The organism is Paracidovorax konjaci (genome assembly GCF_900112675.1).
GTDB lineage: Bacteria > Pseudomonadota > Gammaproteobacteria > Burkholderiales > Burkholderiaceae_C > Paracidovorax > Paracidovorax konjaci.
Genome location: NZ_FOMQ01000007.1, coordinates 196227 through 222497 on the forward strand (window position 1 = coordinate 196227; position 26271 = coordinate 222497).

Here is a 26271-nt window from a genome sequence, read left to right on the forward strand (position 1 = left end):
GACCGGCGCCGCGCTCTCCCCCCGATCCCCTCGAAATTTCCGAAGAACCATGAACGAACCACAGAACCATCCCTCCGCCCCCTCCCACCAGGTCCACCGCGTCGAAGGCGGCGTGCCCGTGAAGATGTGGACGCAGGGCGTGCCCGTCGAGGACGAGGCGCGCCAGCAGCTCGAGAACGCCGCGCGCCTGCCCATCGTGTTCAAGCACATCGCGGCCATGCCCGACGTGCACTACGGCATCGGCGCCACCGTGGGCTCGGTGATCCCGACCTTCAAGGCCATCATCCCGGCCGCCGTGGGCGTGGACATCGGCTGCGGCATGATGGCCTGCAAGACCACGCTGCACGCGAACGACCTGCCCGACAACCTGGGCCCGCTGCGCTCGGCCATCGAGCGGGCGGTACCGCACGGCAGCAACCCGAAGCGCCAGGGCCGCGACAAGGGTGCGTGGGACACCCCGCCGGACGAGACCGACCGCGCCTGGGCCGGCCTGAAGGACGAGTTCGACCGCCTCTGCGAGGACTATCCGCGCCTGGCGAACACCAACAACCACAAGCACCTGGGCACGCTCGGCACCGGCAACCACTTCATCGAGGTGTGCCTGGACGAGCACGGCGCCGTGTGGTTCATGCTGCACTCGGGCTCGCGCGGGGTGGGCAACGCCATCGGCACGCACTTCATCGAACTGGCGAAGAAGGATGCCGAACTGCACCAGCGCAACCTGCCGGACCGCGACCTCGCGTACTTCGAGGAAGGCGCCCGCTACTTCGGCGACTACGTGCGCGCCGTCGGCTGGGCGCAGAAGTTCGCGCGCGCCAACCGCGAGGTGATGATGCACCGCCTGATCGGCGCCGTGCGCTCGGTGATCGCCAAGCCGTTCGAGACCCACCTCGAAGCGGTGAACTGCCACCACAACTACGTGAGCCGCGAGACGCATTTCGGCGAAGACGTGCTCGTCACCCGCAAGGGCGCCGTGAGCGCCAAGGCCGGCGAGCTGGGGATCATCCCCGGAAGCATGGGCGCCAAGAGCTACATCGTGCGCGGCAAGGGCAACCCCGAGAGCTTCATGAGCTGCAGCCACGGCGCAGGCCGCAAGATGAGCCGCACCAAGGCGAAGAAGCTCTACAGCGTGGCCGACCAGATCGCCGCGACCGAGGGCGTCGAGTGCCGCAAGGATGCCGACGTGATCGACGAGATCCCGATGGCCTACAAGGACATCGACGCCGTGATGGCGGCCCAGAAGGACCTGGTGGACGTGGTGTACACGCTCAAGCAGGTGGTGTGCGTGAAGGGATAGACGGAACGCCTTCCCAGACGTTCGCTACATATTTAATAGCAAACTATTGAATGAATCCGGCGGCATGAGGCCATTTTTATGCAACAACAAGAAGAATTCCCGCGATCGGCGCATCCGATCGCCCCGGACATGCGCGTGGAATCTCCGCAAGGCGTTACCGTCCACCGCGGCGGACCGGGGGGTGCCGTGGCGCTTTCTCCGCAACCCCTGGTCCTCGACGGCTCGCACGGCGAGGGCGGCGGGCAGATCCTGCGCACGGGCCTGGCGCTCTCGATGGTGACGGGGCGCCCGCTGCGGATCGACCGCATCCGCGCCGGGCGGCCCAAGCCCGGGCTCATGCGCCAACACCTCGCGTGCGTGCAGGCCGCCGCCGAGGTCTGCGGCGCGCAGGCCGAGGGCGCCGAGCCGGGATCGACCGCCCTGCATTTCAGGCCCGGTGCCGTGCGCGCGGGCGACTACCGGTTCGCGATCTCGGGCGCCGGCAGTTGCCTGCTGGTGCTGCAGACCGTGCTGCCCGCGCTGCTGCTGGCGCAGGCGCCGAGCCGCGTGCAGCTCACGGGCGGCACGCACAACCCGATGGCGCCGCCGTTCGACTTCCTGGAGCTGGCCTTCGCGCCGCTGGTGCGGCGGCTGGGCGCGGGGCTGGACCTCACGCTGCGCCGCCGGGGTTTCTACCCCGCGGGCGGCGGCGAGGTGCAGGCCACCGTCACACCCGCCGCCACGGGGCTGGAGCCTTTCGACCTGCTCGATCGCGGCCCCTGCCGCGGTGCCTGGGCGCAGGCGGTGGCGCCGGGGCTGGCGCGCGGGATCGCGCGGCGCGAACTGGAAGCGCTGCGCCGCCACCTCGGCTGGCCGGGCGACCTGGCGGCCGGGCAACTGCGGGTGGCTCCCGCCCGGCAGAACGAAGGGCCCGGCAACGCGCTGCTCGCCGTGCTGGAGCACGGCGGGGTGACCGAGGTGTTCTGCGCGCTGGGCGAGCGCGGCGTCTCCGCCGAGGCCGTGGCGCACACGCTGGCCGCCGAGGTCATCGGCTACCGGCAAGGCGGCGGCGCGGTGGGCCCGCACCTGGCCGACCAGTGGATGCTGCCGCTCGCGCTGGCCGTCTGGCGCAGCGGGCGCAGCGCCGCCTACACCGCCACGCAGGCCACCCTGCACACGCGCACGCATGCCGAACTGATTCCCCGGGGGCTGCCCGTGCGGATCACGCTGACGGAGCAGGCCGGGGGAACGCGCATCGACATCGCCCCGGCGGAGGGCCCGGCGCCGGCATAACCATATGCGGACGGGTTCGAAGGAGTGGTCCAAAATGCCCCGTTCCCTTTTGTCCCTCCCCTGGCCCGGCCCTGCCGGAACCCCCTTCCCACCCTGGAGACGCCATGAAAATCGACAGCATCCTGCAATCCATCGGCAACACGCCGCACGTGCGCATCAACCGCCTCTTCGGCGCGGGAGCGAACGTCTGGGTCAAGTCCGAGCGCAGCAACCCGGGCGGCTCCATCAAGGACCGCATCGCGCTCTCCATGGTCGAGGACGCGGAGCGCTCCGGCGCGCTGCAGCCCGGCGGCACGATCATCGAGCCCACCTCGGGCAACACCGGCATCGGCCTCGCGCTGGTCGCCGCGGTGAAGGGCTACCGGCTCATCCTCGTGATGCCCGACAGCATGAGCATCGAGCGCCGCCGCCTGATGCTGGCCTACGGAGCGCAGTTCGACCTGACCCCGCGCGAGAAGGGCATGAAAGGCGCCATCGCGCGTGCGCAGGAACTGGCCGCGCAGACGCCCGGCGCCTGGGTGCCGCAGCAGTTCGAGAACCCCGCCAACATCGACGTGCACGTGCGCACCACGGCGCAGGAGATCCTGGCCGACTTCCCCGAGGGCTTCGACGCGCTCATCACCGGCGTGGGCACGGGCGGCCACATCACGGGCGTGGCGCGCGTGCTGAAGGCGCAGTTCCCCCAGCTCAAGGTGTTCGCCGTGGAGCCCGTCGCCTCGCCGGTGATCTCCGGCGGCCAGCCCGCACCGCACCCGATCCAGGGCATCGGCGCGGGCTTCGTGCCGAAGAACCTCGACACCAGCCTGCTCGACGGCGTGGTGCAGGTCGATGCCGAACCCGCGCGCGAATACGCCCGCCGTGCCGCGCGCGAGGAAGGCCTGCTCGTGGGCATCTCGTCGGGCGCCACGCTGGCGGCCATCGCCCAGAAGCTGCCCGAACTGCCGCAGGGCGCGCGCGTGCTGGGCTTCAACTACGACACGGGCGAGCGCTACCTGTCGGTCGAAGGCTTCCTGCCGGGGTGACAGGGGAGCATCCCCCTGAGGCGCTTCGCGCCTTCCCCCTTCTCTCGCCGCGCTGCGCGCTGCGGGAAGGGGAACGACGCCAGTGGCCGGGCGGAGCCCGTTCCACGGCGTCTGCTGGCTTGGCCTGCTCCGCGGCCTTCTGAAGGGGTGGCGCCGGGCCGGGCCGGTGCGTGCGCCGCGTGCGATGCGCAGGCAAACGCCCGCTCTCGGGCCGTCGCGCGCTCCACAAGCGGTCGGCCCACCGTCCTACAGCACGGCCGTGTCGCCATCGGAACAATCGATTCGAACCCTGCGCCGCGGCCGCCGGCCTCCCGCCCTGGCCTGCGGTGCCTCTACTTCGATGGCATCCATGGCTTCTCACGCAGAAACACCCTCCTCCGTCGCGTTCAAGGTGCTCACCGTGAACGTGCACAAGGGCTTCACTTCCTTCAACCGCCGTTTCATGCTCCACGAGCTGCGCGAAGCCGTGCGCGGCGTGGGGGCGGACCTCGTCTTCCTCCAGGAAGTGCTGGGCACGCACCAGCGCCACGCCAACCGCGTCGCCAACTTCCCGCAGGAGCCCCACTACGAATTCCTGGCCGACACGATCTGGGGCCAGTACGCCTACGGCCGCAACGCCGTGTACGACAGCGGCCACCACGGCAATGCGCTGCTCTCCAAGTTCCCCATCGTCCATTACGAGAACCACGACATCTCCGTGAGCGGCCCCGAGCGGCGGGGCATGCTGCACTGCGTGCTGCAGCCGCCCGGCCATGCGCGCCAGGTGCATGCGATCTGCGTGCATCTGGGCCTGCAGGAGGCGCACCGCCAGCGCCAGCTGCGGCGCGTGTGCGATCTGGTGGGCACCTTTCCGCCCGAAGACCCGGTGATCGTGGCGGGCGATTTCAACGACTGGCGCGGCCGTGCGCACGAGGTGCTGCGCAAGGGCGCGGGCCTGAACGAGGTGTTCGTGCATGCGGGCGGCCGGGCCGTGCGCACGTTCCCCGCCTCGATGCCGCTGCTGGCGCTCGACCGCATCTACGTGCGCAACGCGGCCGTGCATGCGCCGGTGGTGCTGCCGCGCAAGCCCTGGCACAAGCTGTCGGACCATGCGCCGCTGGCCGCGGAGATCGCGCTGTGAGGCCGGTGCGCCGCTCCTCCCGGTGGGTGCCGGGCAACCGCTTCGATCTGCTGGAAAACGGCGAGGCGTTCTTCCCCCGCGTGTTCGAGGCGATCGCTGGCGCGCGGCGCGAGGTGCTGCTGGAGACCTTCATCCTGTTCGACGACAAGATTGGCCAGGGGCTGCACGCCGCGCTGCTGAAGGCCGCGCACAATGGTGCCGAGGTGCACGTGCTCGTGGACGGCTTCGGTTCGCCCGACCTCTCCGAATCCTTCATCGGCCCGCTGGTGGCGGCGGGCGTGCGCTTTCGCATCTTCGATCCGGGCGGCCTGCGCCTGTTCGGCCAGCGCCTGAACGTGCTGCGCCGCATGCACCGCAAGATCGTGGTGGTGGACGGCGAAGTCGGCTTCATCGGCGGCATCAACTACTCGGCCGACCACGTCGCGGATTTCGGGCCCGAGGCCAAGCAGGACTATTCCGTCGAAGTGCGCGGTCCCATAGTGGCGCAGATGCGCGCCTTCGCCCGCAGCGTGGTCGAGAAGGGCGACAAGGGCCGCCGCACGAACCCGCAGGCGACGACCACCGCCGAACCCGCGCCCGATGCGGCCGGGGCGCCGGCCCCTGATGCCGCGCAGGCCGGGGCGCCGCGGGCGGCGCGCCGCAAGTGGCCGTTCGGCGCGCGCGCCGCCGATGCGCAGCACCCTGCGGCCGGCCCGGCCGACGCCATCTTCGTCACGCGCGACAACCATGCGCACACCAACGACATCGAGCGCCACTACCGCGTGGCGCTGCGCGCGGCGCGCGAGCGCGTGGTGATCGCCAATGCGTATTTCTTCCCGGGCTACCGCTTCATCCGCGAGATGCGCCGCGCCGCGCGCCGCGGCGTCGAGGTGCGGCTGATCCTGCAGGGCCAGCCCGACATGCCGATCGTGCGCACGGCGGCCAGCATGCTCTACGACCACCTCATCCGCGGCGGCGTGCGCATCTACGAATACTGCGACCGCCCACTGCACGGCAAGGTGGCGCTGGTCGACAGCGAATGGTCCACGGTGGGGTCGAGCAACCTCGACCCGCTCAGCCTGTCGCTGAACCTGGAGGCCAACGTGGTCATCCGCGACCGCGCGTTCAACGCCACGCTGCACGAGCGCCTGTCGCACCTCATGGACAACAGCTGCCGGCAGGTCGAGCCCACCCCGCCCGGCCGCTGGGACGGGCTGCGCCTGCTGCGCAGCTACTGCCTCTTCCACCTGATGCGCTGGTTCCCCGCCTGGGCGGGGTGGCTGCCGCGCCACGAGCCGGAAATCTCCCTGGTGCAGCCCGAGGCCGCCGCCACCGCCGCGGCTGCCGGTGCGGCCCCCGTGCCCGGCAGCGACGGCGGCCGCTGGCCTTCTGCCACCTGAGCCCCGCCACCGCACCGCCGCACCCCATGTCCTCCGCCTCGCACGCCCCCGCCCTGCCCGACGAATCTGCCGGCCCGCAGGGCGACGGCACGCCCCCCAGCCGCTGGCAGCGGCTGCGCTCGCAGCGCTGGTGGCCCTGGGCCATGACGCTGGTCACCGGCGCCTTCGTGGTCTTCGTCGTCGGCCTGCTGGTGCGGCAGGCGCGCACCGTGGACTGGGGCGCCGTGTGGGAGGCCTTCCTCGCGCTGCCCCCGGCCACGCTGGCCGTGGGCGGTGCGCTGGCGCTCGCGAGCCACGGGCTCTACAGCACCTTCGACCTCTTCGGCCGGCATTTCACGCGGCACGGCCTGTCCGTGGGGCGCACGGTGGGCATCACGCTCATCGCCTATCCGTTCACGCTGAACCTCGGTTCGATCATCGGCGGAGTGAGCGTGCGCTACCGCCTCTATTCACGCCAGGGCGTGTCCGTCGGCGCGATCGGGCAGGTGATCGGGCAAAGCATCGTCACCAACTGGCTGGGCTACTTCGTGCTCGCGGGCGCGGTGTTCTGGGTCTGGTCGCCACGGCTGCCGGAGGGCTGGCACGTGGGCCCCGGCGAGCTGCGCTGGATCGGCACCGCGCTGGCGGCCATCACGGTGGCGTACGTCGCCGCCTGCGCGGTCCGGCGCGGCAGGCCCCTGGCCTGGCGGGGGCACGACTTTCCGCTGCCGGGCTGGCGCGTGGCGCTGCTGCAGGTGGCCGTGTCGTCCGTGAACTGGATGGTGATGGGGGCTGCCGTGTGGGCCCTCACGGGCTACCAGCCGCCCTATGCCGCCGCGCTGGCCACCGTGCTGCTGGGCGCCGTGGCCGGGCTGATCTCCCGCATCCCGGCGGGCCTGGGCGTGCTGGAGGCCGTGGGCACCGCCGTGCTGTCGGCCTACATGCCCGCCTCCCAGGCGCTGGCGGCGGTGCTGGCCTACCGCGCCCTCTACTTCTTCGCGCCGCTGGTGCTGGCGGCGCTGGCCTTCGGCGCGGTCGAATGGGCCGGCCGCGGCGCGCCGGCCCCGGAAACGGACGCCCACAAGGAATCCGATGAAAATCAGCCCCATGCCGCCGGATCCATTCAATAGTTTGCTATAAATAATAGCAAACCGAGCCCTGCGGCCACCCGCATGCGCGGTGACAGCGCGGGGGGCTGCGGCGTATCATCGCGGCCGTTTTCCTGCACCGCCCGATCGACACGGGCCGCACACCCCATGATCCGCCTCTCCGAAATCAAGCTGCCGCTGGCCGCCCTGCCGGCCGACGGCACGCAGCACCCCGAACCCGCCCTGCGCGCCGCCGCCGCGCGCATCCTGGACATCGCCCCCGGCGACATCGCCCGGCTCCAGGTGTTCAAGCGCAGCTTCGACGCGCGCAAGGCCGAACTGCTGGCCGTCTACATCGTCGATCTCGACCTGCCCGACGCCGCGCAGGCGGCCGCGCTGCTGGCCCGGCACGCCGGCCACCCGCACATCCTGCCCACGCCCGACATGGCCTGGAAGCCGGTCGGCCAGGCGCCTGCCGGCCTCTCCGAGCGCCCGGTGGTCGTGGGTTTCGGCCCCTGCGGCATCTTCGCCGCACTGGTGCTCGCGCAGATGGGGCTGCGCCCCATCGTGCTGGAGCGCGGCCGGGCGGTGCGCGAGCGCACCCAGGACACCTGGGGCCTGTGGCGCCGCCGCGAACTGCAGGCGGAATCGAACGTGCAGTTCGGCGAAGGCGGGGCCGGAACGTTCAGCGACGGCAAGCTCTACAGCCAGATCAAGGACCCGCGCCACCTGGGCCGCAAGGTGATGCAAGAGTTCGTGCAGGCCGGCGCGCCGCCGGAGATCCTCTACGCCGCGCACCCCCACATCGGCACCTTCAAGCTCGTGAAGGTGGTGGAGACGCTGCGCGAGCAGATCATCGCCCTGGGCGGCGAGGTGCGCTTCGGCCAGCGCGTGGTCGATGTGGCGGTGGAGGAAGACGCCGCCGGCCGCCGGCACCTGCGGGGCCTGCGCGTGCTCGACCAGGCGGCGGGGCAGGAATACGACCTTGCCGCCTCGCAGGCCGTGATCGCGCTGGGCCACAGTGCGCGCGACACCTTCGCGATGCTGTATGCGCGCGGCGTCCACATGGAATCCAAGCCGTTCTCGGTGGGCTTTCGCATCGAGCACCCGCAGGGGCTGATCGACCGCGCCCGCTGGGGCCGGCACGCCGGCCATCCGCTGCTGGGCGCGGCCGACTACAAGCTGGTGCACCACGCGAGCAACGGGCGCGCGGTGTACAGCTTCTGCATGTGCCCGGGCGGCACCGTGGTGGCCGCCACCAGCGAGCCCGGCCGCGTGGTGACGAACGGCATGAGCCAGTATTCGCGCAACGAGCGCAACGCCAACGCGGGCATGGTGGTGGGCATCGACCCGCGCGATTACCCCTCCGACCCTGCCGCCTTCGAAGCCGCGCTAGGCGCCACCCACGGGGTCGAATCGCTGCCGGCCGGCGCGGCCCATCCGCTGGCCGGCATCGTGCTGCAGCGGCAGCTCGAATCCGGCGCCTATGCGCTGGGCGGCGGCGACTACAACGCGCCCGGCCAACTGGTGGGCGACTTCATCGCGGGGCGCGCATCGCAAGGCTTCGGCGAGGTCGAGCCCTCGTACCGGCCCGGTGTCACGCCCACCGACCTGGCGGCCGCCCTGCCCGGCTACGCCATCGCGGCGCTGCGCGAAGCCTTGCCAGCCTTCGGCCGCAAGATCCAGGGCTTCGACCGCCACGACGCGGTGCTGACGGGCGTGGAGACGCGCACCTCGTCACCGCTCAAGATCGGCCGGGGCGAGGATTTCCAGAGCCTCAACACCGCCGGCCTCTACCCCGCGGGCGAAGGCGCCAGCTACGCGGGCGGCATCCTGTCGGCCGGTGTGGACGGCATTAAGGTGGGCGAAGCCGTCGCCCGTGCGCTGCTGCAGTGAGGCGCGAGGGCGCCCGCCGTTCGCCCTGAAGGGGACGGTGGCCGCCGGCCCGGAACGGCCCGTCCACCGGCGATCCCGCGGCGGGCAGGCAGCGCGGTGTCAGCGTGGCGCCCAATGGCCGGGCCGCATGTGCCATCCGCCCGGACCCGGCTCCCAGCGGTGCGGCACCCAGGCCCAGCCTGCGCGCGGCGGCGCAGCCCAGTGGCCAGGGCGCCAGGCGTAGCGGCCGCCCCCCCATTCCCAGAAGCCGCCCACCCACACATGCACGGGCGAGGGAGCGACGGTCACGGTTTCCACATACGGCACCGGGGGCGCCATGGGCGCGACCACCACGGGGCCCTGCTGCTCCACCACCACCTGCCGCGCGGGGGGGGCGACCACGCAGCCCGAGAGGGCCGCCGCGGCGGCGAGGCCCAGGCCCCAACGCAGTGCAGTGGTACGGGCAGGGGCCCGGGGCGAGGGGTTGCGATCGCGGGAGAGGAAAAGCATCGGGAAGCTCCAGAGTCGAGGGTGCTTGCTGAACGCGCGCGCCCCCGCGCACTGTTGACTTCCGGCGTGTAAAGAAAAGGCCGCGTTGTGTGAACGGCGCAGGAAACCGGTGCGGTCCGGTGGACCGCGAAACCGTCTCAGCGCAGCCGCGCCACGCCCGGAGCGCCTGGCAGGGCGCCGCCGCCAGCGGCCCCTTCCGGCAGGCGGAAGGCCGCCACCAGGTCGGCCAGCTGCTGCGCCTGCATGCGCAAGCCCTGCGCCGCGGCGGACGACTCCTCCACCAGCGCGGCATTCTGCTGCGTCATCTGGTCGAGCTGGCTCACCGCCTCGCCGACCTGGCCCAGCCCCGTGCTCTGCTCGCGCGCGGCGGTGCTGATCTCTCCGATGATGGTCGCCACCTGTTCCACCGACCCGACGATCTCGCCCATCGTGCCGCCGGCGGCATGCACCTGCTGCGTGCCTTCGTCCACCTTGCGCACGCTGTCGCCGATCAGCGCGCCGATTTCCTTGGCGGCCGTGGCCGAGCGCTGCGCGAGGCTGCGCACCTCGGCCGCCACCACCGCGAAGCCCCGGCCCTGCTCGCCCGCGCGCGCGGCCTCCACGGCGGCATTGAGCGCCAGGATGTTGGTCTGGAAGGCGATGCCGTCGATCACGCTCGTGATGTCGGCGATCCTGCGGGACGATTGCGCGATGCCGTCCATCGTGCCCACCACCCGCTCCACCGCATCGCGGCCCCGGCGGGCCACGTCGCTCGCGGTGCCGGCCAGGCTGCTGGCCTGCTGCGCCGCATCGGCGCTGTGGCGCACGGTAGCGATCAGCTCCTCCATGCTGGCGGCGATCTCCTCCAGGTTGGAGGCCGTCTGCTCGGTGCGCGCCGAGAGGTCGGAATTGCCCGCGGCGATCTCGGCGCTGGCGCCCGCCACCGAGGCGCTGGCCTGGCGCATGCCCACCACGAGGCTTGCGAGCCGATGCTGCATTCCGCCCAGGCGCGCCAGCAGCGCGCTCACCTCGTCGCGGTTGCCCTCGCTCGCCGGGGGAACCACGGAGGTGAGGTCGCCCTCGGCGATGCGGTCCGACACGGACGAGGCACCGGACAGCGGCTTCAGGATGGAGCGCGAGAGCAGCAGCGCACAGCCCAGGCTGAGCAGCAGCCCCAGCAGGGAGCCCCCCACGAGCAGCGCGATGCCCTGGCGCTCGCTGGCCTCGGCCTCCGCGCGCGCCTGGATGACGCGCTTGCGCTGGTACTCCGCCAGCTCGTCCACCGCGGCGGCGTAGCGGTCGGCCGCGGGCCGCAGCAGCTTGCCCACGGCTTCGGGCGGAAGCACCTCACCGGCCTTGCGGCGCTTGACCAGGTCGTCGCGCGCCGCACGGAAGGCATTGCCCGTGGTGTCGATGGTCTCGAAGATGCGCTTCGATTCGGCGTCCTCGGCCAGGGCTTCGAGCCGCTTGCGCACCTCGGAGGAGCGCGCCGAGGTGAGCTTGCGGTCGGCCTCGATGCGCGCCGCGTAGGCGGGGTTGTCGATTTCCAGCAGCGTCTCGGCGCGCACGGAGCTGAGCACCACGATGGAATGCAGCTCGCGCGCGAGCAGCGCACGCTCGGACGACGCGCCGCCCAGGTCATCGGTGATGTCCTGCAGTTCCGAGAGCCGCCAGACCCCCACGGCCGCGGACAGGGACATCACGACACAGATCGCGCCGAAGGCGATCGCGAGGCGGAAGGACAGGCGGGCGTTGTGCAGTTTCATGGCGTGCGGTACGTGGCGGTCGGTGGGGCAGAAAGAATACCGGCTCCCGGTGACGCGGCTGGACCGCAGGCGGGGTTTTGGCTTTATCGGCGCCCCCACATCGAACTTGAACGCCCCGTGCCCCTATTCCGCCACCACTCCGGCCGACTGGATCACCCGGGCCCACTTGGCGGTCTCCGCCGCGATGAAGGCATTGCATTCCTGCGGGGTGGAGCCTTCGGGAAAGGTTCCCATGGTCTGCTCCAGCCGACGCGAGACCTCCGGGCTGCGGACGATGCGCGCCACCTCTTCGGACATGCGCTGCACGATCTCGGGCGGCGTGCCTGCGGGGGCCAGCATGGCCGCCCAGGTGCTGCCGACCAGCGCCGGATAACCCAGCTCGCCGAACGTGGGCACCTCCGGCAGCGCAGGCACGCGCTTGTCGCTGGCCACGCCGATCAGCCGGATCTTGCCCGCCTTGGCCGGCTGGATCAGGTTGGGCGGCGGATCGAGGAAGAGCGGCACCTGCCCGCCCATGAGGTCGGCCAGGGCGGGCGACGCGCCCTTGTACGGCACATGCACCATCTCGACGCCGGTGACCATGCGCATCAGCTCCGAAGTGAGGTGCGCAGCCGAGCCGCTGCCCGACGAGGCATAGCTGATCTTGCCGGGGTGGGCGCGGCCGTAGGCCACCAGTTCGGCCAGGGTCTTGAAGGGCGCGTTCATCGACACCGCCGCCACCAGCGGCGACACACCCATGAGCGATACACCCGTCAGGTCCTTCTTCGGGTCGTAGGGCAGCTTGGGATAGAGCGTGGTGTTGGCGGCATAGGCGGCGATGAACACGCCGAAGGTGGTGCCATCCGGCGCGGCCTTCGCCACCGCGTCCACTCCGATGATGCTGTTGGCGCCGGGCTTGTTGTCCACGATGACGGGCTGGCCCAGGCGCTGCTGCAGGCCCACCTGCAGCAGGCGCGCCATCTGGTCGGTGAAGCCGCCGGCCGTATAAGGCACGACGATGCGGATGGGTTTGGCGGGCCAGGGGCTCTGCGCTCGGGCCGGCAGCGCGGCGCCCGCCGCCAGGGCCGAGCCCGCGTGCAGGAAGGCGCGGCGGGAGGGGTTCGATTGCATGGTGCTGTCGTCTCCTGCGTTTTTTGGGATGCAACGGGTGCCGGGATCAGTTCCTGTAGCTGGGGTCGATGCGGTCGAGCCGGCGCAGCAGCCCCGGCCACGCGAGGCCCGCGCCCTTGCCCTTGGTCACCTGGCGCGATTGCTCCAGCGAGGTGGCGACGATGTCGGCCGGGATGCGCGTGAGCGCGCCCCCGCCGGCCTGTGCCAGGATCTGGATGCGGCAGGCCGATTCGAGCGTGTACATGGCCAGCAGGGCCTCGGGCACACTGCGGCCGCAGGTCAGCAGGCCGTGGTTGCGCAGGACCAGGTAGTTGCCGGTTCCCAGGTCGGCCACCAGGCGCGGCCGCTCGTCGTCGCGCAGGGCCACGCCTTCGTAGTCGTGATAGGCCAGTTGCGCGAGCGGAAAGATGGATTGCTGCGAGATCGGCAGCAGCCCGCCTTCCTGCGCGGACACCGCCACGCCGTACTGCGTGTGCGTGTGCAGCACGCACTGCACTTCGGGGCGGCCGTCATGGATGGCGCTGTGGATCAGGAAGCCGGCCGGGTTCACGTCGTAGTCGGTGGCCATCACGGGCTCGCCGTGGTGGTCCACCTTGACCAGGCTGGAGGCCGTGATCTCGTCGAACAGCATGCCGTAGGGGTTGATGAGGAATCGATCGGGCTCACCCGGCACGCGGGCCGAGATGTGCGTGAAGATCAGATCGTCCCAGCCGAAGTGGGCCACCAGCCGGTAGGCGGCGGCCAGTTCGATGCGGGTCTGCCATTCCTGGGGCGAGACCTGGCCGCGCACATCGGGGGCGGTGGCGTGGGCGGTGGTTGCATTCATGGAAATCACTCCTGAAAAAGAGACAAGGGAGCCGCCCCTGGCGGCTCCGGCCCTGGCACTGCGGCGGGCGCCGTCAGTCCAGCCTGGCGCCAGCAGCGTCGACCAGCGCCTTCCAGACCGGCATGTCGCGGCGGTAGTTCTCGCGGAAAGCCTCGGGCGTGTTCATCAGCGGCATGAAGCCTGCGCCGGCGATGCGCTCCAGCACCTTCGGATCCTTCGCGATTTCGCGCAGGTGCTGCTGGAGTGCCTCCATCACGTCGCGCGGCAGGTTCGCCGGGCCGCCCATGGCCACCCAGCCGAAGATGGCGTAGGCATCGTCGGTCACGCCCTGCTCGTGGATCGTGGGCACCTGGGGCAGGATGTCCATGCGCCGAAGTCCGGTGACGCCGATGGCCTTCAGGCGGCCCGAATCGATGAAGGGCTTGGTGTTCTGCGCGCTGGAAAAGCAAAGCTGCAGCTGGCCGCCGATCAGGTCCTGGATCATCGGCGCCTCGCCTTTGTAGGCGACGTGGGCCATGTCGGCATCCTGCGTCTTGCCCATGTAGGCCCCGGCCAGATGCGCATAGGAGCCCACGCCCCAGGAACCGTACGAGAGCTTGCCCCGGTTCGCCTTCGCATAGGCCAGCAGCTCCTTCATGTTGCCGGCGGGCACGGAGGGGTGCACCACCAGCGTGACGGGCGCTGCGGCGATCTGGGTGATCAGCGTCAGGTCCTTCTGCGGGTTGTAGGGCAGGCTGGTGTAGAGGAACTGGTTGATCAGCATCGACGTGCTGAGCGAGAGCAGCAGCGTGTAGCCGTCCGGCGCCGCCTTGGCCACCGCGTCGGTGCCCAGGATGCCGGCCGCGCCGCCCCGGTTGTCCACCACCACCGGCTGGCCCACGCGCTGCGACAGGGCGTCGCCCACGGTGCGGGCGATGATGTCGGTGGCGCCGCCTGCATTGAACGGCACGATCAGCCGGATGGGTTTGGACGGCCACGCCGCCTTGGCCGTCTGGGCCGAGGCGGAGCCCAGCCAGCTGCCGCCTCCGAGGGCGGCCAGGCCGCACAGCACGGTGCGGCGGTGGAATCGGGAACCTGTCATGGCTTTGTCTCCTGGGGTTCTCTCACGAAAGAAGCCGGCCCCGTTGCGCCGTCTGCGCGGCATGCATGGCACGGGGCCGGCAGCGGAAATCAGGCGTGCGGCGGTGCCTCCGGCAGGGTGAGCACGCCGCGCTGTTGCAACTGCTGCAGTTCCTCGTCGCTCATCTGCAGGAGCCGCTGCAGCACATCGCGCGTGCCTTCCCCCAGCGTGGGCGGCGCATGGCGGATCGGCAGGCGCTGGCCGTCGATGCGGTAGGGCGGGGCGAACACCGGCGTGGTGCCCACGACGGGGTGCGGCATGTCCTGCAGCAGGCCGCCGCGGCGCGTGCGCTCGCTGGTCAGCGCCTCGTGCAGGCCGGCCACCTTCCCGCAGGGAATGCCGCAGGCGGTCATGCGCTCCAGCAGCAGGTCGCGCGGGAAGGCGCGGATCAGCGCGGTCAGCATCGGGCCGATCACCTGCCGGTTCTTCGCGCGCTCCACGTTGGTGGCGAAGCGCGGGTCTTCCACGATGTCGGGCCGTTCGATCACCTGGCGGCAGAACTTGTCGAACTGCGCGTTGTTGCCCACGGCGATGATGAGCGGGCCATCGGCCGCATCGAACATGCCGTAGGGCACGATGGAGGGGTGCGCATTGCCGTAGCGCGCCGGGTCTTGGCCCAGCTGCATGGCGTCGAGACCGTAGTAGCCGGTGACCATCAGGCCGCAATCGTAGAGCGCCATCTCGATCAGCCGTCCGCGGCCCGTGCGCCCGCGCTGGAAAAGCGCCGCCAGCACGGCCTGCGCGGCGTACATGCCGGTCATCAGGTCCACCACCGCCACGCCGAACTTCAGCGGCGGCTGCGCGGCTTCGCCGTTCAGCGCCATCAGGCCGGCCTCACCCTGGATCACCAGGTCGTAGCCGGGCCGCTTCGCCTCGGGGCCGGTCACGTCGTAGCCGGCCACCGCGCAGTAGATGAGGTCGGGCTTGATCGCCCTGAGCTGCTCGTAGCCCAGCCCCAGCTTCTCGGCGCCGCCGGTCTTGAAGTTGTGGATCACCACGTCGAACTGCGGCAGCAGATCGTGCACGATGCGCACGCCCTCGGGGCTTTGCAGGTCCAGCGTGACCGACCGCTTGTTGCGGTTCATGCTGTTGTAGTAGGTGGTCTCGGTCCGGCCGATGCGCATGCCCCAGTCGCGCGTGTCATCGCCGCGGCCGGGGTGTTCCACCTTTACCACCTCGGCACCGAAGTCGGCCAGCACCTGGCCGCACAGCGGACCGGCGAAGACGCGCGACAGGTCGAGGACGCGCACGCCTTCGAGGGGGAAGTCGATGCCGCCGGCGGTGGCGTCGGCAGGGGAAGCGGCGTTCATGTTCTTGTCTCCAATGCTCATGTGTCAGGGGACCAGGCCCCGGCGCTGCGCGGGCGCATGTCGCCGCGCGCGCCTTCGTCTCACTGCTGCCGGCCGAGCGCGATGTAGCGCGCCAGGTGGTGGTCTTCATCGCCCAGTTGGTGGTCGATCATGACCAGCCGCTTGGCATAGTGCGCCAGCGGCAGTTCCCAGGTCATGCCGATGCCCCCGTGCATCTGGATGCTTTCCTCGGCCACCCGCGTGCCGATGCGGCCGATGCTGTACTTGGCGGCCGACAGCGCCTTTTCGCGCGCGATGCGGTCCACCGCATCGATGGCGGCGGCCGCATTGATGACCGCCGAGCGGGCTTGCTCCACTTCCAGCAGCAGATCGGCCATGCGGTGCTGCAGCGCCTGGAAGCTGCCGATGGGCACGCCGAACTGCTTGCGCATGCGCAGGTATTCCAGCGTGTGCTGCTTGGCCACCTCCATCGCGCCCACGGCCTCGGCGCAGAGCGCCAGCACGCCCCAACCCACGGCCCGCTCCAGCAGCGCGGCGCCCTGGCCTTCCGCGCCCAGCAGCGCATCGGCCCCCACGGCCACATTCCTGAACACCAGCTCGGCCGTGCGGCCGCCGTCGATGCGGCCATGGCCCTGGCGTGCCAGACCCGCGGCATCGCCGGGCACCAGGAACAGGGAGATGCCTCCTTCGTCGAATGTGCCGCCGCTCGTGCGGGCCGACACCAGCAGCCAGTCGGCCCCGTCGCCGAACAGCACCACGCCCTTGGCGCCATCGATGGCCCAGCCGCCGCCCGAGCGGCGCGCGGTGGCCGCCACGCGTGTCGGCTCGTAGTGCCCACCCGGCTCGCCATGCGCCAGCGCGGCCACGGCCGCTCCCGCCATCAGCGGCGCCAGCACGGCATCCTTCTGCGCAGCGGTGCCGGCGGCCGCGACGGCGCGGCCCACCATCAGCGCATCCAGCAAGGGCTCGGCCACCAGGCCCCGGCCCAGGCTCTCGAACACCACGCTCACGTCGAAGCCGGCGCCGCCGAAGCCGCCGTCGGCGTCGGCGAAGAGCGCGCCGATGGTGCCCAGATCGGCGAACCGGCGGTACAGATCGGGGCTGTGGCCCGCGGCGCCGTATGCGGCGCGGTTGCGATGTTCGATGCCGGACTGCCCGGCAATGAAGCGGTCCAGCGTGTCCGCCAGCATGCGGCGGTCTTCCGTGTGCTCGAAGTTCATGGCGTCATAGCCCCAGGATCATCTTGGAGATGATGTTTTTCTGGATTTCGTTGGAGCCGCCGAAGATCGACAGCTTGCGGTAATTGAAGTAGTTCGCCGCGGCCGCGGAGGCGCCCTCGGGGCCCACGGCCAGCGCTTCATGGCCTGCGTGCAGCGCATCTTCCTCGAAGGGCAGCGCATACGGTCCCATGGCGCGACGCGTGAGCGACAGGATCTCCTGCCGGATCTCGGTGCCGCGGATCTTCAGCATGGAGCTTTCCGCCCCCGGCACGCCGCCGCCCTCCACGGCGGCGATCACGCGCAGGTTGGTGGTCTTCATGTTCTCCAGGTCGATCTCCACCCTTGCGAGGCGCGCGGCAAAGAGCGGATCGTGCGCCAACGGCTGGCCATTGCACTGCACCGTGGCGGCCACGCGCCTGAGCTTCGCCAGCGCCGCCACCGAGAAGCCCACGCCAGCGATGTTGGTGCGCTCGTAGGTGAGCAGGTACTTGGCGTAGGTCCAGCCCTTGTTCTCCTCGCCCACCAGGTTGGCGGCGGGCACCTTCACATCGGTGAAGAACACCTCGTTCACCTCGTGCTCGCCGTCCAGCGTGATGATGGGGCGCACCTCCACGCCGGGGGAATGCATGTCCACCAGCAGGAAGCTGATGCCCGCCTGCGCCTTGGCCTCGCGGTGGGTTCGCACCAGGCAGAAGATCATGTTGGCGTGCTGGCCCAGCGTGGTCCAGGTCTTCTGGCCGTTGACGACGTAATGGTCGCCCTGCAGGACGGCCGTGGTCTTGACCGAAGCCAGGTCCGAGCCCGCGCCAGGCTCCGAGTAGCCCTGGCACCACCAGTCGTCGCCGTTCAGGATGCGCGGCAGCCAGTACTGTTTCTGGGCCTCGCTGCCGTACTGGATGAGCACCGGCCCCAGCATGTTGACGCCGAAGGGAACGATGCGCGGGGCACCGGCCAGCGCACACTCGTTCTCGAAGATGAACTTCTGCACGGCGCTCCAGCCCGGGCCCCCGTATTGCTCGGGCCAGTGGTTGGCCAGCCAGCCGCGGGCGTTGAGGATGGCGTGCCAACGCTCCAGGTCGGCCTTGTCCAGCCGCAGGCCGGCTTGCACCTTGTGCGACAGGTCGGCGGGCAGATGCGCTGCCAGGAAGGCCTGCACTTCGTCGCGAAAGGCCTGTTCTCGGGGGGTGAATTGCAGATCCATGTCGTCCTTCGCAGGGTGGTCAACGCGCTTCGACGGCCGCGCGGTTCAGGCTGTCGAAGTAGCGGCCGTCGGCCACCAGCCGTTCCAGCAGCGGCGCGGGTTGCCAGAAAAGCGGGTCCTGCCGTGCGAATTCCCGGATGTCGGCCAGGATCCTCGGCAGGCCCACCGTGTCGGCGTAGTGCATCGGCCCGCCCCGGAAGCGCGGAAAGCCGTAGCCCGACAGAAAAGTCACGTCCACGTCCAGCGGCCGCAGGGCGATGCCCTCGGCCACCACCTTCGCGCCTTCGTTGACCATGGCCGCCAAGTAGCGGCGCAGGATTTCGTCCGGCGTGAAGCTGCGCGGCGCGATGCCTTTCCTGACGCGCTCGGCATCGACGATGGCCAGCACTTCCGGATCGGGCTGCCCGGTGCGGGCACCTTCGGGATAGAGGTAGAAGCCGCGCCCCGTCTTCTGGCCGAACCAGCCGCGCTCGCAAATGCGGTCGGCGATCTCCACATAGCGCGCCCTCGGGTCGCGCGTGGCGGCGCGCCGCTTGCGCGTGGCCCATCCGATGTCGCCTCCCGCCAGGTCGGTCACCTGGAAAGGTCCCATCGGGTAGCCGAAGCCGCGCAGGGCCGCGTCAATCTCGTAAGGAGACGCTCCGTCTTCCATCAGGTAATCGGCCGCCTGCTTGTAAACGGCCAGGATGCGGTTGCCGATGAAGCCGTCGCACACGCCGGCGCGCACGGGTACTTTCTTCAATTGCTTCGCCAGCTCGAAGGCGGTGGCGACCACGTCGGCACTCACCTGGGCCGGCACCACGATCTCCAGCAGCTTCATGATGTTGGCGGGGCTGAAGAAGTGCAGGCCGATCACGTCCTGCGGGCGTTGGGTGACCTCCGCGATCGCGTCGATGTCGAGGTACGAGGTGTTCGTGGCGAGCACGGCGCCGGGTTTGCAGACGCGGTCCAGTTCGCGGAAGACGGCCTTCTTGACCTCCAGGTCTTCGAACACGGCCTCGATCACCAGATCGGCCCCGGCAATGTCTTCGTAGCGCGTGCTGCCGGTGTAGCGCGCCATGACGGCGGCTTTGTCCTCGGCCGCCATGCGCCCCTTGGCGACCAGCGCGTCGTAGACCTTTTCGACATGCGCGCGGCCCCGGGCCAGCGACGCGTCATCGCGCTCGATCATGGTCACGGGCAGGCCGGAATCCAGCGCCGATACGGTGATGCCCGCGCCCATGGTGCCGCCGCCGATGACGGCGATGGAGGCCACGGTGCGCGGCGCGGCGGCCTGGGCCTCCGGCACCTTGGCGACTTCCCGTTCGGCGAAGAAGGCATGGATCAGGCCGGCGCGCTGGGGGCTGGCCAGGCACTCCGCGAATGCGGCGCGCTCGCGCTGCATGCCTTCGTCGAAAGGCAGCTCGACGGCGTTGCGCACGCACTCGACGATTTTCTGCGGCGAGATCAGGCCACGCGACTTCTTGGCCGTCTCGGCCGCCAGTGCGTCCAGTTCGGCCAGCGCAGCGGCGGGCTCGGCGATGGCCCGGTCGCGCGTGCGGCGCACCGGCGCTCGCGCAGCCAGCAGTTGCCGCACATAGTCCAGTCCCGCGGCGGTGGGGTCCGAGCCTTCTCCGCATTGGTCGATGAGCCCGGCCACCAGCGCCGCCCTGGCACCCAGAGGCTTGCCGCTGAGCATCAGCTCGGCGGCCGCCCTGGCACCCATCAGGCGCGGAGCCCGCTGCGTGCCGCCGGCACCCGGCAAGAGGCCCAGGTTCACCTCCGGCAGGCCCAGTTGGGCGGCAGGCAAAGCCAGGCGGTAGTGCGCCGACAGCGCCACTTCCAGCCCGCCGCCCAGCGCAGCGCCGTGGATGGCGGCCACCACCGGCTTGCTGCACGACTCGATGCGCTCGCAGACCTCGGGCAGCGACGGCAGCACGGCGGGCTTGCCGAATTCGCGGATATCGGCACCGGCGATGAAGGCCTTGCCCGCGCCGACGATCAGCACCGCCTGCACGCCTGCCTGCGCCTGCGCCCTTTCCATGGCGGCGACCAGTCCCTGCCGCACGGTGGCGCCCAGCGCATTCACCGGCGGGTTGTCGATGCGTACGACCAGGACGTTGCCCTGCTCATGGAATTGCACGGGCGATGCCGTTGCCGCTTCAAAGGCCATTGCCTTGTCTCCTTCTGGGTGCGCCGGCGCGCTGCACTGCGAAGGGCATTCTTGCGGCGACAATCTTTTCTGACAATCCCATCAATCATTGACAGACTGTCAAATGATTTAGACCAATCAAAACCCTGCACCATGGACCTGCCATCCCTGACGCTGCTGGTCGAGATCATCGACAGCGGCAACCTGAGCCAGGCCGCGCGCAAGCTGAAGATGACGCGTGCCAACGTGAGCTACCACCTCACCAAGCTGGAGAAGGCCGTGGGCGTGCAGTTGGTGCAGCGCACCACGCGCCGGGTCGAACCCACCGAGATCGGGCTGCGCCTGTACGAACACGGCCGCACCATCCGCAACGAAATGCGGGCTGCGCAGGAGGCCGTCACCACGCTGGGCCAGGGCCTGCAGGGTCGCGTGGGCCTCAGCGTGCCCAGCGGCTATGGGCAGATCGTGATGGGCGACTGGCTGATCGAATTCAAGCGCACCTATCCCGGCATCGTGCTGGACGTGCTGTTCGAGAACCGCGCCGACAACCTGCGCGACGAAGTGGACATCGCCATCCGCGTGGTGCAGGAGCCTCCGCTGTCGCTGGTGGCCCGCAGCATGGGCACCGTGCGCTACCTGGCCTGCGCATCGGCCGACTACGCAGGCCGGCACGGCCTGCCGCGCACGTTGCATGCGCTGCGCGCCAGCCCGGTCATCACGGCCGGCGTGACCGGGCGGCAACTGCGCCTGTCGGCCTACCGGGGCAGCGAGCGGCACGAAGTGATGCTGGAGCCCACCCTGATCTCGGAACACTTTCCGTTCCTGCGCCAGGGCATCCTGGCCGGGCTGGGCGTGGGACTGGTGCCCGACTACGTGGTGCAGGACAAGCTGGCGACCGGCGAGGTGCTGACCACGCTGGACGAATACCGCCTCAGCATCTTCGGCACGCACATGTACCTGCTGTATCTGCCGAACCGCCACCAGACGCGGGCGGTCCGCACCTGCATCGACTTCCTGCTGGACAAGGCGCAAGGCGGCGAGCACGGCGGTATGCCGCAGGGCGCTGCGGCAGTTGGTTGAGCTGCCTCGCACCGCCGCAACGCGGTCGCTGGCGCGCAAATGAAAAAGCCCCGGCCGTGGAGGGCCGGGGCTCGGGACAGGTGGGCACCGCGTTCCGCGCTGGCGGCAGGGCCGCAGCGCCGGCGCATTACCGGCCCTGGGCGTTTTGCAGGGCAGCGATCCGCTCCTCGATGGGAGGATGGGTGCTGAACAGCTTGCCGATGCCGCCAGCAATGCCCATGGCCTGCATGCCCTTCGGCAATTCGGCGGGGTGCATGCCGCCCAGGCGGGCCAGGGCGTTGATCATCGGTTGCTGGCGGCCCATCAGCTTGGCAGCGCCCGCATCGGCACGGAACTCGCGCTGGCGGCTGAACCAGGCAACGATCATCGAAGCCAGGAAGCCCAGCACGATATCGAGCACCAGCGTCGTGACCATGTAGCCGATGCCGGGGCCGGAGCTGTTCTCGTCGTTCTTGCGCAGGAAGCTGTCCACCGCATAGCCGATGACGCGCGAGAGGAAGACCACGAAGGTGTTCATCACGCCCTGGATGAGGGTCATGGTGACCATGTCGCCGTTGGCGATGTGGGCCACCTCATGGCCGATCACGGCCTCGACTTCTTCTCGGGTCATGCCCTGCAGCAGGCCGGTGGAAACGGCCACGAGGGCGTTGTTCTTGAAGGCGCCGGTGGCGAAAGCGTTGGGATCGCCCTCGAAGATGCCGACCTCGGGCATGCCGATGCCGGCCTGGTCGGCGAACTTGCGGACGGTCTGGACGATCCAGGCCTCATCGGCCGAGCCCGTGCCGTCGATCACCCGCACACCGGAACTCCACTTGGCGACGGGCTTGCTGATGAGCAGCGAGATGATGGCGCCGCCAAAGCCCATGATGAAGGCGAAGCCGAGCAGCGCCCCCAGGTTGAGCCCGTTGGATGTCAGGTACCGGTTGACGCCCAACAGGCTGGCGACGACGCCCAGCACCGCCACGACGGCAAGGTTGGTCAGCAGAAATAGCGCGATTCGTTTCATCGAAGGTTTCTCCACGAAGGGGAAGTGTGTTTGGGTGCGGGGTCATCGGCGATGCCGCGCCGCTACACGACCGGAAGGTGGGGATGGCGGGCGGGCGTTCAAGCCGCCGTTGCAGCGCGGAGGGACCCCTGTTGTGTACTTTGTGCGGGGCGGGCGCTGCGGAATACGGAAGAGTCATCATAGAAGCAAAAGTTCTCGTTATCCGCGCACCAGCCCGGCACCCCCAGCACCGGCAGGGGCGCAAACGGCTTTTCCCGCAGCAGCGCCGGGTCGAGCGCACCGGCCAGCCAGGCGTCCAGGTCCGCGGTATCTACCGGTGTGCACGCCCCCATGAGCACATGGGCCGTGAGGGATTTGCGCGGCGCGGCGAGTTGCTCCAGGAGCGCGTGGCCGAAGATCGCCAGACGCGCCTCCTTCCACAGCGGACGCAGATCCACGAACAGCCGGCGCCAGGCCCGCGCTGCGAGCGCCTCCTGCAACGCGGCCGGCGCCAGCAGGACCGCTCCGTTCTCGTCGAACACCGTGATCGCATCCCGCAGCGGCCCGCGGACGGCGCCGATGCCCTGCGCCGCGATGGCTTCGGCCTGCCAGCGGTTCAATAGCCGCTTGGTCTGCGGATAGTGCAGCCAGATGACCCCGTTGAAAAAGTCGTGCAGATTGTCGCGGGTCGGTACGGTGCCGGTCGCATGGACGAATTGCTCATAGGGCACGCCCTTTCCCAATGCGGCCTGGGGTGCGAAGCGAACGCTGCAGAGGCCGGCGCCCCGGGCCGCAGCGACAGGCCCAGCCAGACGGTTCAACGCACCAGACACCGGCAGGCCGGCGCGCCACTGTGCCTCCACCTGCGCTCCCACGGCAGCCAATGGCTCCAGCCACGGGGATGCGGGACCGAAGAGGGGTTGCATCCGGACGCCTATGCGCCCACCACGCGCCACGGCAAAGCCTCGCCCGAGCGCAGCGGCTTCAACTGCGCTTCGCCGAACGGGAAGCTCTCGGGCGGCACCCAGGATTCGCGGCGCAGGGTCAGCGTTCCCTGGTTGCGCGGCAGGCCGTAGAAGGCCGGGCCGTGGACGCTTGCGAAGCCCTCCAGCTGGTGCAGGGCGCCCGCGTTGTCGAAAGCCTCGGCATACAGCTCCATGGCCGCATGCGCGCTGTAACAGCCGGCACAGCCGGTGGCATGCTCCTTGAGGTGCGCGGCATGGGGTGCGCTGTCGGTGCCCAGGAAGAACTTGGCGCTGCCGCTGGTCGCTGCCTCCACCAGCGCGAGCCGGTGGGTTTCACGCTTGAGCACGGGCAGGCAGTAGTAATGGGGACGGATACCGCCGGTGAAGATCGCATTGCGGTTGAACAGCAGATGCTGGGGCGTGATCGTGGCGGCCGTGAAACCATCGCTGGAAGCCACGTACTGAGCGGCGTCGCGCGTGGTGATGTGCTCGAAGACAATCTTCAGTTCCGGGAAATCGCGGCGCAGAGGGATGAACTGCCGCTCGATGAAAACGGCCTCACGGTCGAAAAGATCGACCTCGCTGCCCGTGACCTCGCCATGCACCAGCAACAGCAAACCGGCTTTCTGCATGGCTTCCAGCACCGGGTAGATCTTGCGCAGCTCGGTCACGCCGGCATCGCTGTTGGTCGTCGCTCCAGCGGGATAGAGCTTGCAGGCCACGATGCCGGCCTCTTTCGCGCGGGCGATTTCCTCGGGCGGAAGGTTGTCGGTGAGGTAGAGCGTCATAAGCGGCTCGAAGGACACGCCGGCCGGCACGGCCGCGAGAATGCGCTCCTTGTAGGCCAGGGCCTGCGCTGCGGTGGTGACCGGAGGCCGCAGGTTGGGCATGATCACGGCGCGCCCGAACTGCGCGGCGGTATGGGGAACCACGGTCAACAGGGGCTCGCCATCGCGCACGTGCAGATGCCAGTCGTCTGGACGGGTGATCGTGAGGGTATCCACCGGCGCGGAGCCAGCGGGGACGGATGGAGTGGGGGATGGTGCGGCAGCGGTCATGGGGCGGGATTCTCCCACCAGACCCGCCGCAAGCCCTTCACCTTCCGGACGCGGCCTCCTCCAATAAAAAACCCTGTCCGCCGGTGGGCGAACAGGGTGAAACCCCAGAGGTTGGGGTGAGGGGGGATCGGTCGGCGAATCAGCAGCCGGAGGGGCGGTTGGTTCGCATGGGCACAACGCCCGAAACAGTGAGGCGGTCGCCCGAGCCATCGGTGGCCGTGAGTGTCTTGCTCACGATACGGACTTGGTTGGCATCGCGGACCACCGAGGTGTCGCTCCAGTCCGACGCGCTGAACTCGCGCCCGGCAAAGGTCAGGAATGCAACGTACAGCCGGGTGGCATTCGGCTCGTAGCGGACATCGCCAAACGCCTGTCCACTCGCGCCCACCTTGTTGGCGCCATCGAAACGGAAAGCGCAGACTTCCGGCGCGGAGCCGATGGGGTTGCGCTTCTCTACATCGGTGAGGTTGATATTGCCGTCACCGTAGACACCGTTCAGTCCGGACGCTGTAGACCCGGTGACGGTGAAGACACCTGCCTGGTCGCTGGGCGTTGGATCGTCGTCGTTGCCACCTCCGCAGGCACTCAGCAGCGCGGCGGTGGCCAGGACGGCACAGGTCTTCATCAGGGCAGAGGGCATTGTTCGTTCTTGGATAGGGATGAATCTGTGTGGGCGACGTATCGCTCACGGCAGCTGCCATCGTAGAAACCGCCCCCGTTCGCCCCTGTGGTCCGTGGGCGGCACGCCCTGTAGGACTCGGTGCCGCCCACCGGCACGCACTCATCCGGAACCGGGTGCCCAGCGCCAGGCTCGCCAGGCCCGTCAGGCGGCCAGAGGGAAAACGGCAGTGAACCGCGCGCCACCCTCTGCGCGGTTTTCCACGTGCACACGGCCGCTCTGCCGCTGCACCAGGGCCTGCACGATCGAGAGCCCGAGCCCGGATCCCTCGCCGCGCCGCCCGGGTTCGTGGGGAAATCGCTCGAAAGGACGTTTCAGCAGCCGCGGCGGCAGGCCCGGCCCCGCGTCACTGACGACCAGCACCACCCACGACTCCTCCACGGCCACATCCACCCCCAACCAGCCACCGGCTGCCGCGTGGCGCAGCACGTTCTCCACTAGGTTGAAGAGGATCTGGCGCATGCGGTCCGGATCGAGCACCACACGCGCCGCTCCGTCCACCTCCGGCAGGCGCAGGTCGAGCCGCACGCCGTGGTCGGCGATGCGCTGCGCGTGGCCGGCCAGCGCATCGCGGACCAGCTCGGCCAGATCCACGGTGAAGGTCTCCAGAGACAGCTGGCCGGCTTCCGCCATCGACAGGGTGTGCAGGTCGCCCACGAGCCGCCCCAGGTATTCGACCTGGTCCAGCAACGCCCGGGATTCGGCTGCATCGGCCTCGATGACCCCATCGCAGATCGCGTGCAGGCGCGCGCGCAGCACGGTGAGCGGAGTGCGCAGCTCGTGCGATATGGATGCGGCATTGGCACGGCGCTCCTTCGCCGAGCGTTCGAGTGCATCGATCATCTGGTTGAAATGCCGCACCATCACGGCCATTTCGTCGTGGTAGCGCCCGGGCTGCGCCCGCCGCGAAAAATCCCCGACGGCCACATGCGTGGCCACCTCCGCCATCGAAGCCAGCGGCTGGGTCACGAGCCGGGATACCCAGAAACCCACCACCAGGCCGACGGGAAGGCACACGACCAGCCCGACCACGAGCGACCACTTCTCCCCGAAAAGCAGGTCGCCATGCCAGTAATGGCCGTAGATCTCCATTGCGCGCGGGCTGTCTTCCATGTCACGCTCGCGCAAGTCGTCCAGTTCGCGCTGGATGTCGGTGGGCAGGCTGCGGTAGAAGTCGCGGTATTGGACTTCGGAAAACAGCATCACGCTCGCCGTGAGCAGCGCCATCGTGGCCAGCACCGTGGCCGCGATCCACAGCCCGAAGCGCACCCAGACCCGGTTGAACAATGACCCTTGCAT

22 protein-coding genes are annotated in these 26271 nt (G+C 69.8%); 8 read left to right on the top strand and 14 right to left on the bottom strand.

The window, feature by feature from the left end:
* Positions 1-49: 49 nt before the first annotated feature.
* The 7 genes from BM144_RS12910 (at position 50) to BM144_RS12940 (ending at position 9053) form a co-directional block, all read left to right on the top strand.
* Positions 50-1297, top strand: coding sequence for an RtcB family protein (locus BM144_RS12910; RefSeq protein ID WP_092952842.1), 1248 nt, complete (start codon positions 50-52; stop codon positions 1295-1297).
* Positions 1298-1483: 186 nt separating this feature from the next.
* Complete coding sequence (gene rtcA, locus BM144_RS12915) at positions 1484-2569, top strand: RNA 3'-terminal phosphate cyclase (protein WP_245783647.1); 1086 nt, start codon at positions 1484-1486, stop codon at positions 2567-2569.
* 104 nt (positions 2570-2673) lie between these two features.
* Complete coding sequence (gene cysK / locus BM144_RS12920; RefSeq protein WP_092952846.1) at positions 2674-3591, top strand: cysteine synthase A; 918 nt, start codon at positions 2674-2676, stop codon at positions 3589-3591.
* Positions 3592-3931: 340 nt separating this feature from the next.
* Complete coding sequence (locus tag BM144_RS12925; protein ID WP_092952848.1) at positions 3932-4711, top strand: endonuclease/exonuclease/phosphatase family protein; 780 nt, start codon at positions 3932-3934, stop codon at positions 4709-4711.
* Entirely contained in the window at positions 4708-6090 is a 1383-nt protein-coding gene (clsB, locus tag BM144_RS12930) for a cardiolipin synthase ClsB (protein ID WP_092952850.1), read from the top strand. Before BM144_RS12925 ends, clsB begins: the two co-directional genes overlap by 4 nt.
* 26 nt (positions 6091-6116) lie before the next feature.
* Positions 6117-7199, top strand: a complete 1083-nt coding sequence (locus BM144_RS12935) for a lysylphosphatidylglycerol synthase transmembrane domain-containing protein (RefSeq protein WP_092952852.1) — start codon at positions 6117-6119, stop codon at positions 7197-7199.
* 126 nt (positions 7200-7325) lie between these two features.
* A complete protein-coding gene (locus BM144_RS12940; RefSeq protein WP_092952854.1) occupies positions 7326-9053 on the top strand; it encodes an NAD(P)/FAD-dependent oxidoreductase in 1728 nt (575 codons plus the stop codon).
* A 99-nt stretch (positions 9054-9152) separates the two neighbouring features.
* Here BM144_RS12940 and BM144_RS12945 read toward each other — a convergent pair whose 3' ends face one another.
* From BM144_RS12945 to BM144_RS12985, 9 genes are all read right to left on the bottom strand, one after another.
* On the bottom strand, positions 9153-9542 hold the full coding sequence (locus BM144_RS12945) for a hypothetical protein (protein ID WP_245783648.1): 390 nt from the start codon (positions 9540-9542) through the stop codon (positions 9153-9155).
* 137 nt (positions 9543-9679) lie between these two features.
* On the bottom strand, positions 9680-11287 hold the full coding sequence (locus BM144_RS12950) for a methyl-accepting chemotaxis protein (RefSeq protein WP_092952856.1): 1608 nt from the start codon (positions 11285-11287) through the stop codon (positions 9680-9682).
* Positions 11288-11410: 123 nt separating this feature from the next.
* A complete protein-coding gene (locus tag BM144_RS12955) occupies positions 11411-12397 on the bottom strand; it encodes a tripartite tricarboxylate transporter substrate binding protein (protein WP_092952858.1) in 987 nt (328 codons plus the stop codon).
* Positions 12398-12443: 46 nt separating this feature from the next.
* Entirely contained in the window at positions 12444-13223 is a 780-nt protein-coding gene (locus tag BM144_RS12960; RefSeq protein WP_092952860.1) for a class II aldolase/adducin family protein, read from the bottom strand.
* A gap of 73 nt (positions 13224-13296) precedes the next feature.
* A complete protein-coding gene (locus BM144_RS12965; RefSeq protein ID WP_092952862.1) occupies positions 13297-14304 on the bottom strand; it encodes a Bug family tripartite tricarboxylate transporter substrate binding protein in 1008 nt (335 codons plus the stop codon).
* 89 nt (positions 14305-14393) lie between these two features.
* Complete coding sequence (locus BM144_RS12970) at positions 14394-15653, bottom strand: CaiB/BaiF CoA transferase family protein (protein ID WP_092953017.1); 1260 nt, start codon at positions 15651-15653, stop codon at positions 14394-14396.
* An 80-nt stretch (positions 15654-15733) separates the two neighbouring features.
* Entirely contained in the window at positions 15734-16873 is a 1140-nt protein-coding gene (locus tag BM144_RS12975) for an acyl-CoA dehydrogenase family protein (protein ID WP_092952864.1), read from the bottom strand.
* A gap of 4 nt (positions 16874-16877) precedes the next feature.
* Entirely contained in the window at positions 16878-18074 is a 1197-nt protein-coding gene (locus BM144_RS12980; protein WP_092952866.1) for an acyl-CoA dehydrogenase family protein, read from the bottom strand.
* 19 nt (positions 18075-18093) lie between these two features.
* On the bottom strand, positions 18094-20226 hold the full coding sequence (locus tag BM144_RS12985; RefSeq protein ID WP_092952868.1) for a 3-hydroxyacyl-CoA dehydrogenase NAD-binding domain-containing protein: 2133 nt from the start codon (positions 20224-20226) through the stop codon (positions 18094-18096).
* A gap of 132 nt (positions 20227-20358) precedes the next feature.
* Here BM144_RS12985 and BM144_RS12990 point away from each other — a divergent pair, with 132 nt between their 5' ends.
* A complete protein-coding gene (locus BM144_RS12990) occupies positions 20359-21285 on the top strand; it encodes a LysR family transcriptional regulator (RefSeq protein ID WP_092952870.1) in 927 nt (308 codons plus the stop codon).
* Positions 21286-21412: 127 nt separating this feature from the next.
* On the opposite strand, the gene htpX is transcribed toward BM144_RS12990, so the two are convergent.
* From htpX to BM144_RS13015, 5 genes are all read right to left on the bottom strand, one after another.
* Positions 21413-22291, bottom strand: a complete 879-nt coding sequence (gene htpX, locus BM144_RS12995; protein WP_092952872.1) for a protease HtpX — start codon at positions 22289-22291, stop codon at positions 21413-21415.
* A gap of 98 nt (positions 22292-22389) precedes the next feature.
* Positions 22390-23196 (bottom strand): DUF3025 domain-containing protein, encoded by an 807-nt coding sequence (locus BM144_RS13000; RefSeq protein ID WP_092952874.1) that lies wholly within the window; start codon positions 23194-23196, stop codon positions 22390-22392.
* An 8-nt stretch (positions 23197-23204) separates the two neighbouring features.
* Entirely contained in the window at positions 23205-24293 is a 1089-nt protein-coding gene (gene pyrC / locus BM144_RS13005; RefSeq protein ID WP_092952876.1) for a dihydroorotase, read from the bottom strand.
* A 139-nt stretch (positions 24294-24432) separates the two neighbouring features.
* Positions 24433-24933: a hypothetical protein gene (locus BM144_RS13010; protein WP_092952878.1), complete on the bottom strand. Its 501-nt coding sequence runs from the start codon at positions 24931-24933 to the stop codon at positions 24433-24435.
* Between the two features lie 183 nt (positions 24934-25116).
* The gene (locus BM144_RS13015; protein WP_092952880.1) at positions 25117-26271 is read right to left on the bottom strand and encodes a sensor histidine kinase; all 1155 of its coding nucleotides are present in this window, start codon (positions 26269-26271) and stop codon (positions 25117-25119) included.

Excerpts from the sequence above, each read along its gene's own strand:
- BM144_RS12910 (WP_092952842.1), top strand. The coding sequence starts at position 50 with ATGAACGAACCACAGAACCATCCCTCCGCCCCCTCCCACCAGGTCCAC.
- cysK (WP_092952846.1), top strand. The coding sequence starts at position 2,674 with ATGAAAATCGACAGCATCCTGCAATCCATCGGCAACACGCCGCACGTG.
- BM144_RS12925 (WP_092952848.1), top strand. The coding sequence starts at position 3,932 with ATGGCATCCATGGCTTCTCACGCAGAAACACCCTCCTCCGTCGCGTTC.
- BM144_RS12935 (WP_092952852.1), top strand. The coding sequence starts at position 6,117 with ATGTCCTCCGCCTCGCACGCCCCCGCCCTGCCCGACGAATCTGCCGGC.
- BM144_RS12940 (WP_092952854.1), top strand. The coding sequence starts at position 7,326 with ATGATCCGCCTCTCCGAAATCAAGCTGCCGCTGGCCGCCCTGCCGGCC.
- BM144_RS12945 (WP_245783648.1), bottom strand. The coding sequence starts at position 9,542 with ATGCTTTTCCTCTCCCGCGATCGCAACCCCTCGCCCCGGGCCCCTGCC.
- BM144_RS12950 (WP_092952856.1), bottom strand. The coding sequence starts at position 11,287 with ATGAAACTGCACAACGCCCGCCTGTCCTTCCGCCTCGCGATCGCCTTC.
- BM144_RS12955 (WP_092952858.1), bottom strand. The coding sequence starts at position 12,397 with ATGCAATCGAACCCCTCCCGCCGCGCCTTCCTGCACGCGGGCTCGGCC.
- BM144_RS12960 (WP_092952860.1), bottom strand. The coding sequence starts at position 13,223 with ATGAATGCAACCACCGCCCACGCCACCGCCCCCGATGTGCGCGGCCAG.
- BM144_RS12965 (WP_092952862.1), bottom strand. The coding sequence starts at position 14,304 with ATGACAGGTTCCCGATTCCACCGCCGCACCGTGCTGTGCGGCCTGGCC.
- BM144_RS12970 (WP_092953017.1), bottom strand. The coding sequence starts at position 15,653 with ATGAACGCCGCTTCCCCTGCCGACGCCACCGCCGGCGGCATCGACTTC.
- BM144_RS12975 (WP_092952864.1), bottom strand. The coding sequence starts at position 16,873 with ATGAACTTCGAGCACACGGAAGACCGCCGCATGCTGGCGGACACGCTG.
- BM144_RS12980 (WP_092952866.1), bottom strand. The coding sequence starts at position 18,074 with ATGGATCTGCAATTCACCCCCCGAGAACAGGCCTTTCGCGACGAAGTG.
- BM144_RS12985 (WP_092952868.1), bottom strand. The coding sequence starts at position 20,226 with ATGGCCTTTGAAGCGGCAACGGCATCGCCCGTGCAATTCCATGAGCAG.
- BM144_RS12990 (WP_092952870.1), top strand. The coding sequence starts at position 20,359 with ATGGACCTGCCATCCCTGACGCTGCTGGTCGAGATCATCGACAGCGGC.
- htpX (WP_092952872.1), bottom strand. The coding sequence starts at position 22,291 with ATGAAACGAATCGCGCTATTTCTGCTGACCAACCTTGCCGTCGTGGCG.
- BM144_RS13000 (WP_092952874.1), bottom strand. The coding sequence starts at position 23,196 with ATGCAACCCCTCTTCGGTCCCGCATCCCCGTGGCTGGAGCCATTGGCT.
- pyrC (WP_092952876.1), bottom strand. The coding sequence starts at position 24,293 with ATGACCGCTGCCGCACCATCCCCCACTCCATCCGTCCCCGCTGGCTCC.
- BM144_RS13010 (WP_092952878.1), bottom strand. The coding sequence starts at position 24,933 with ATGCCCTCTGCCCTGATGAAGACCTGTGCCGTCCTGGCCACCGCCGCG.
- BM144_RS13015 (WP_092952880.1), bottom strand. The coding sequence starts at position 26,271 with ATGCAAGGGTCATTGTTCAACCGGGTCTGGGTGCGCTTCGGGCTGTGG.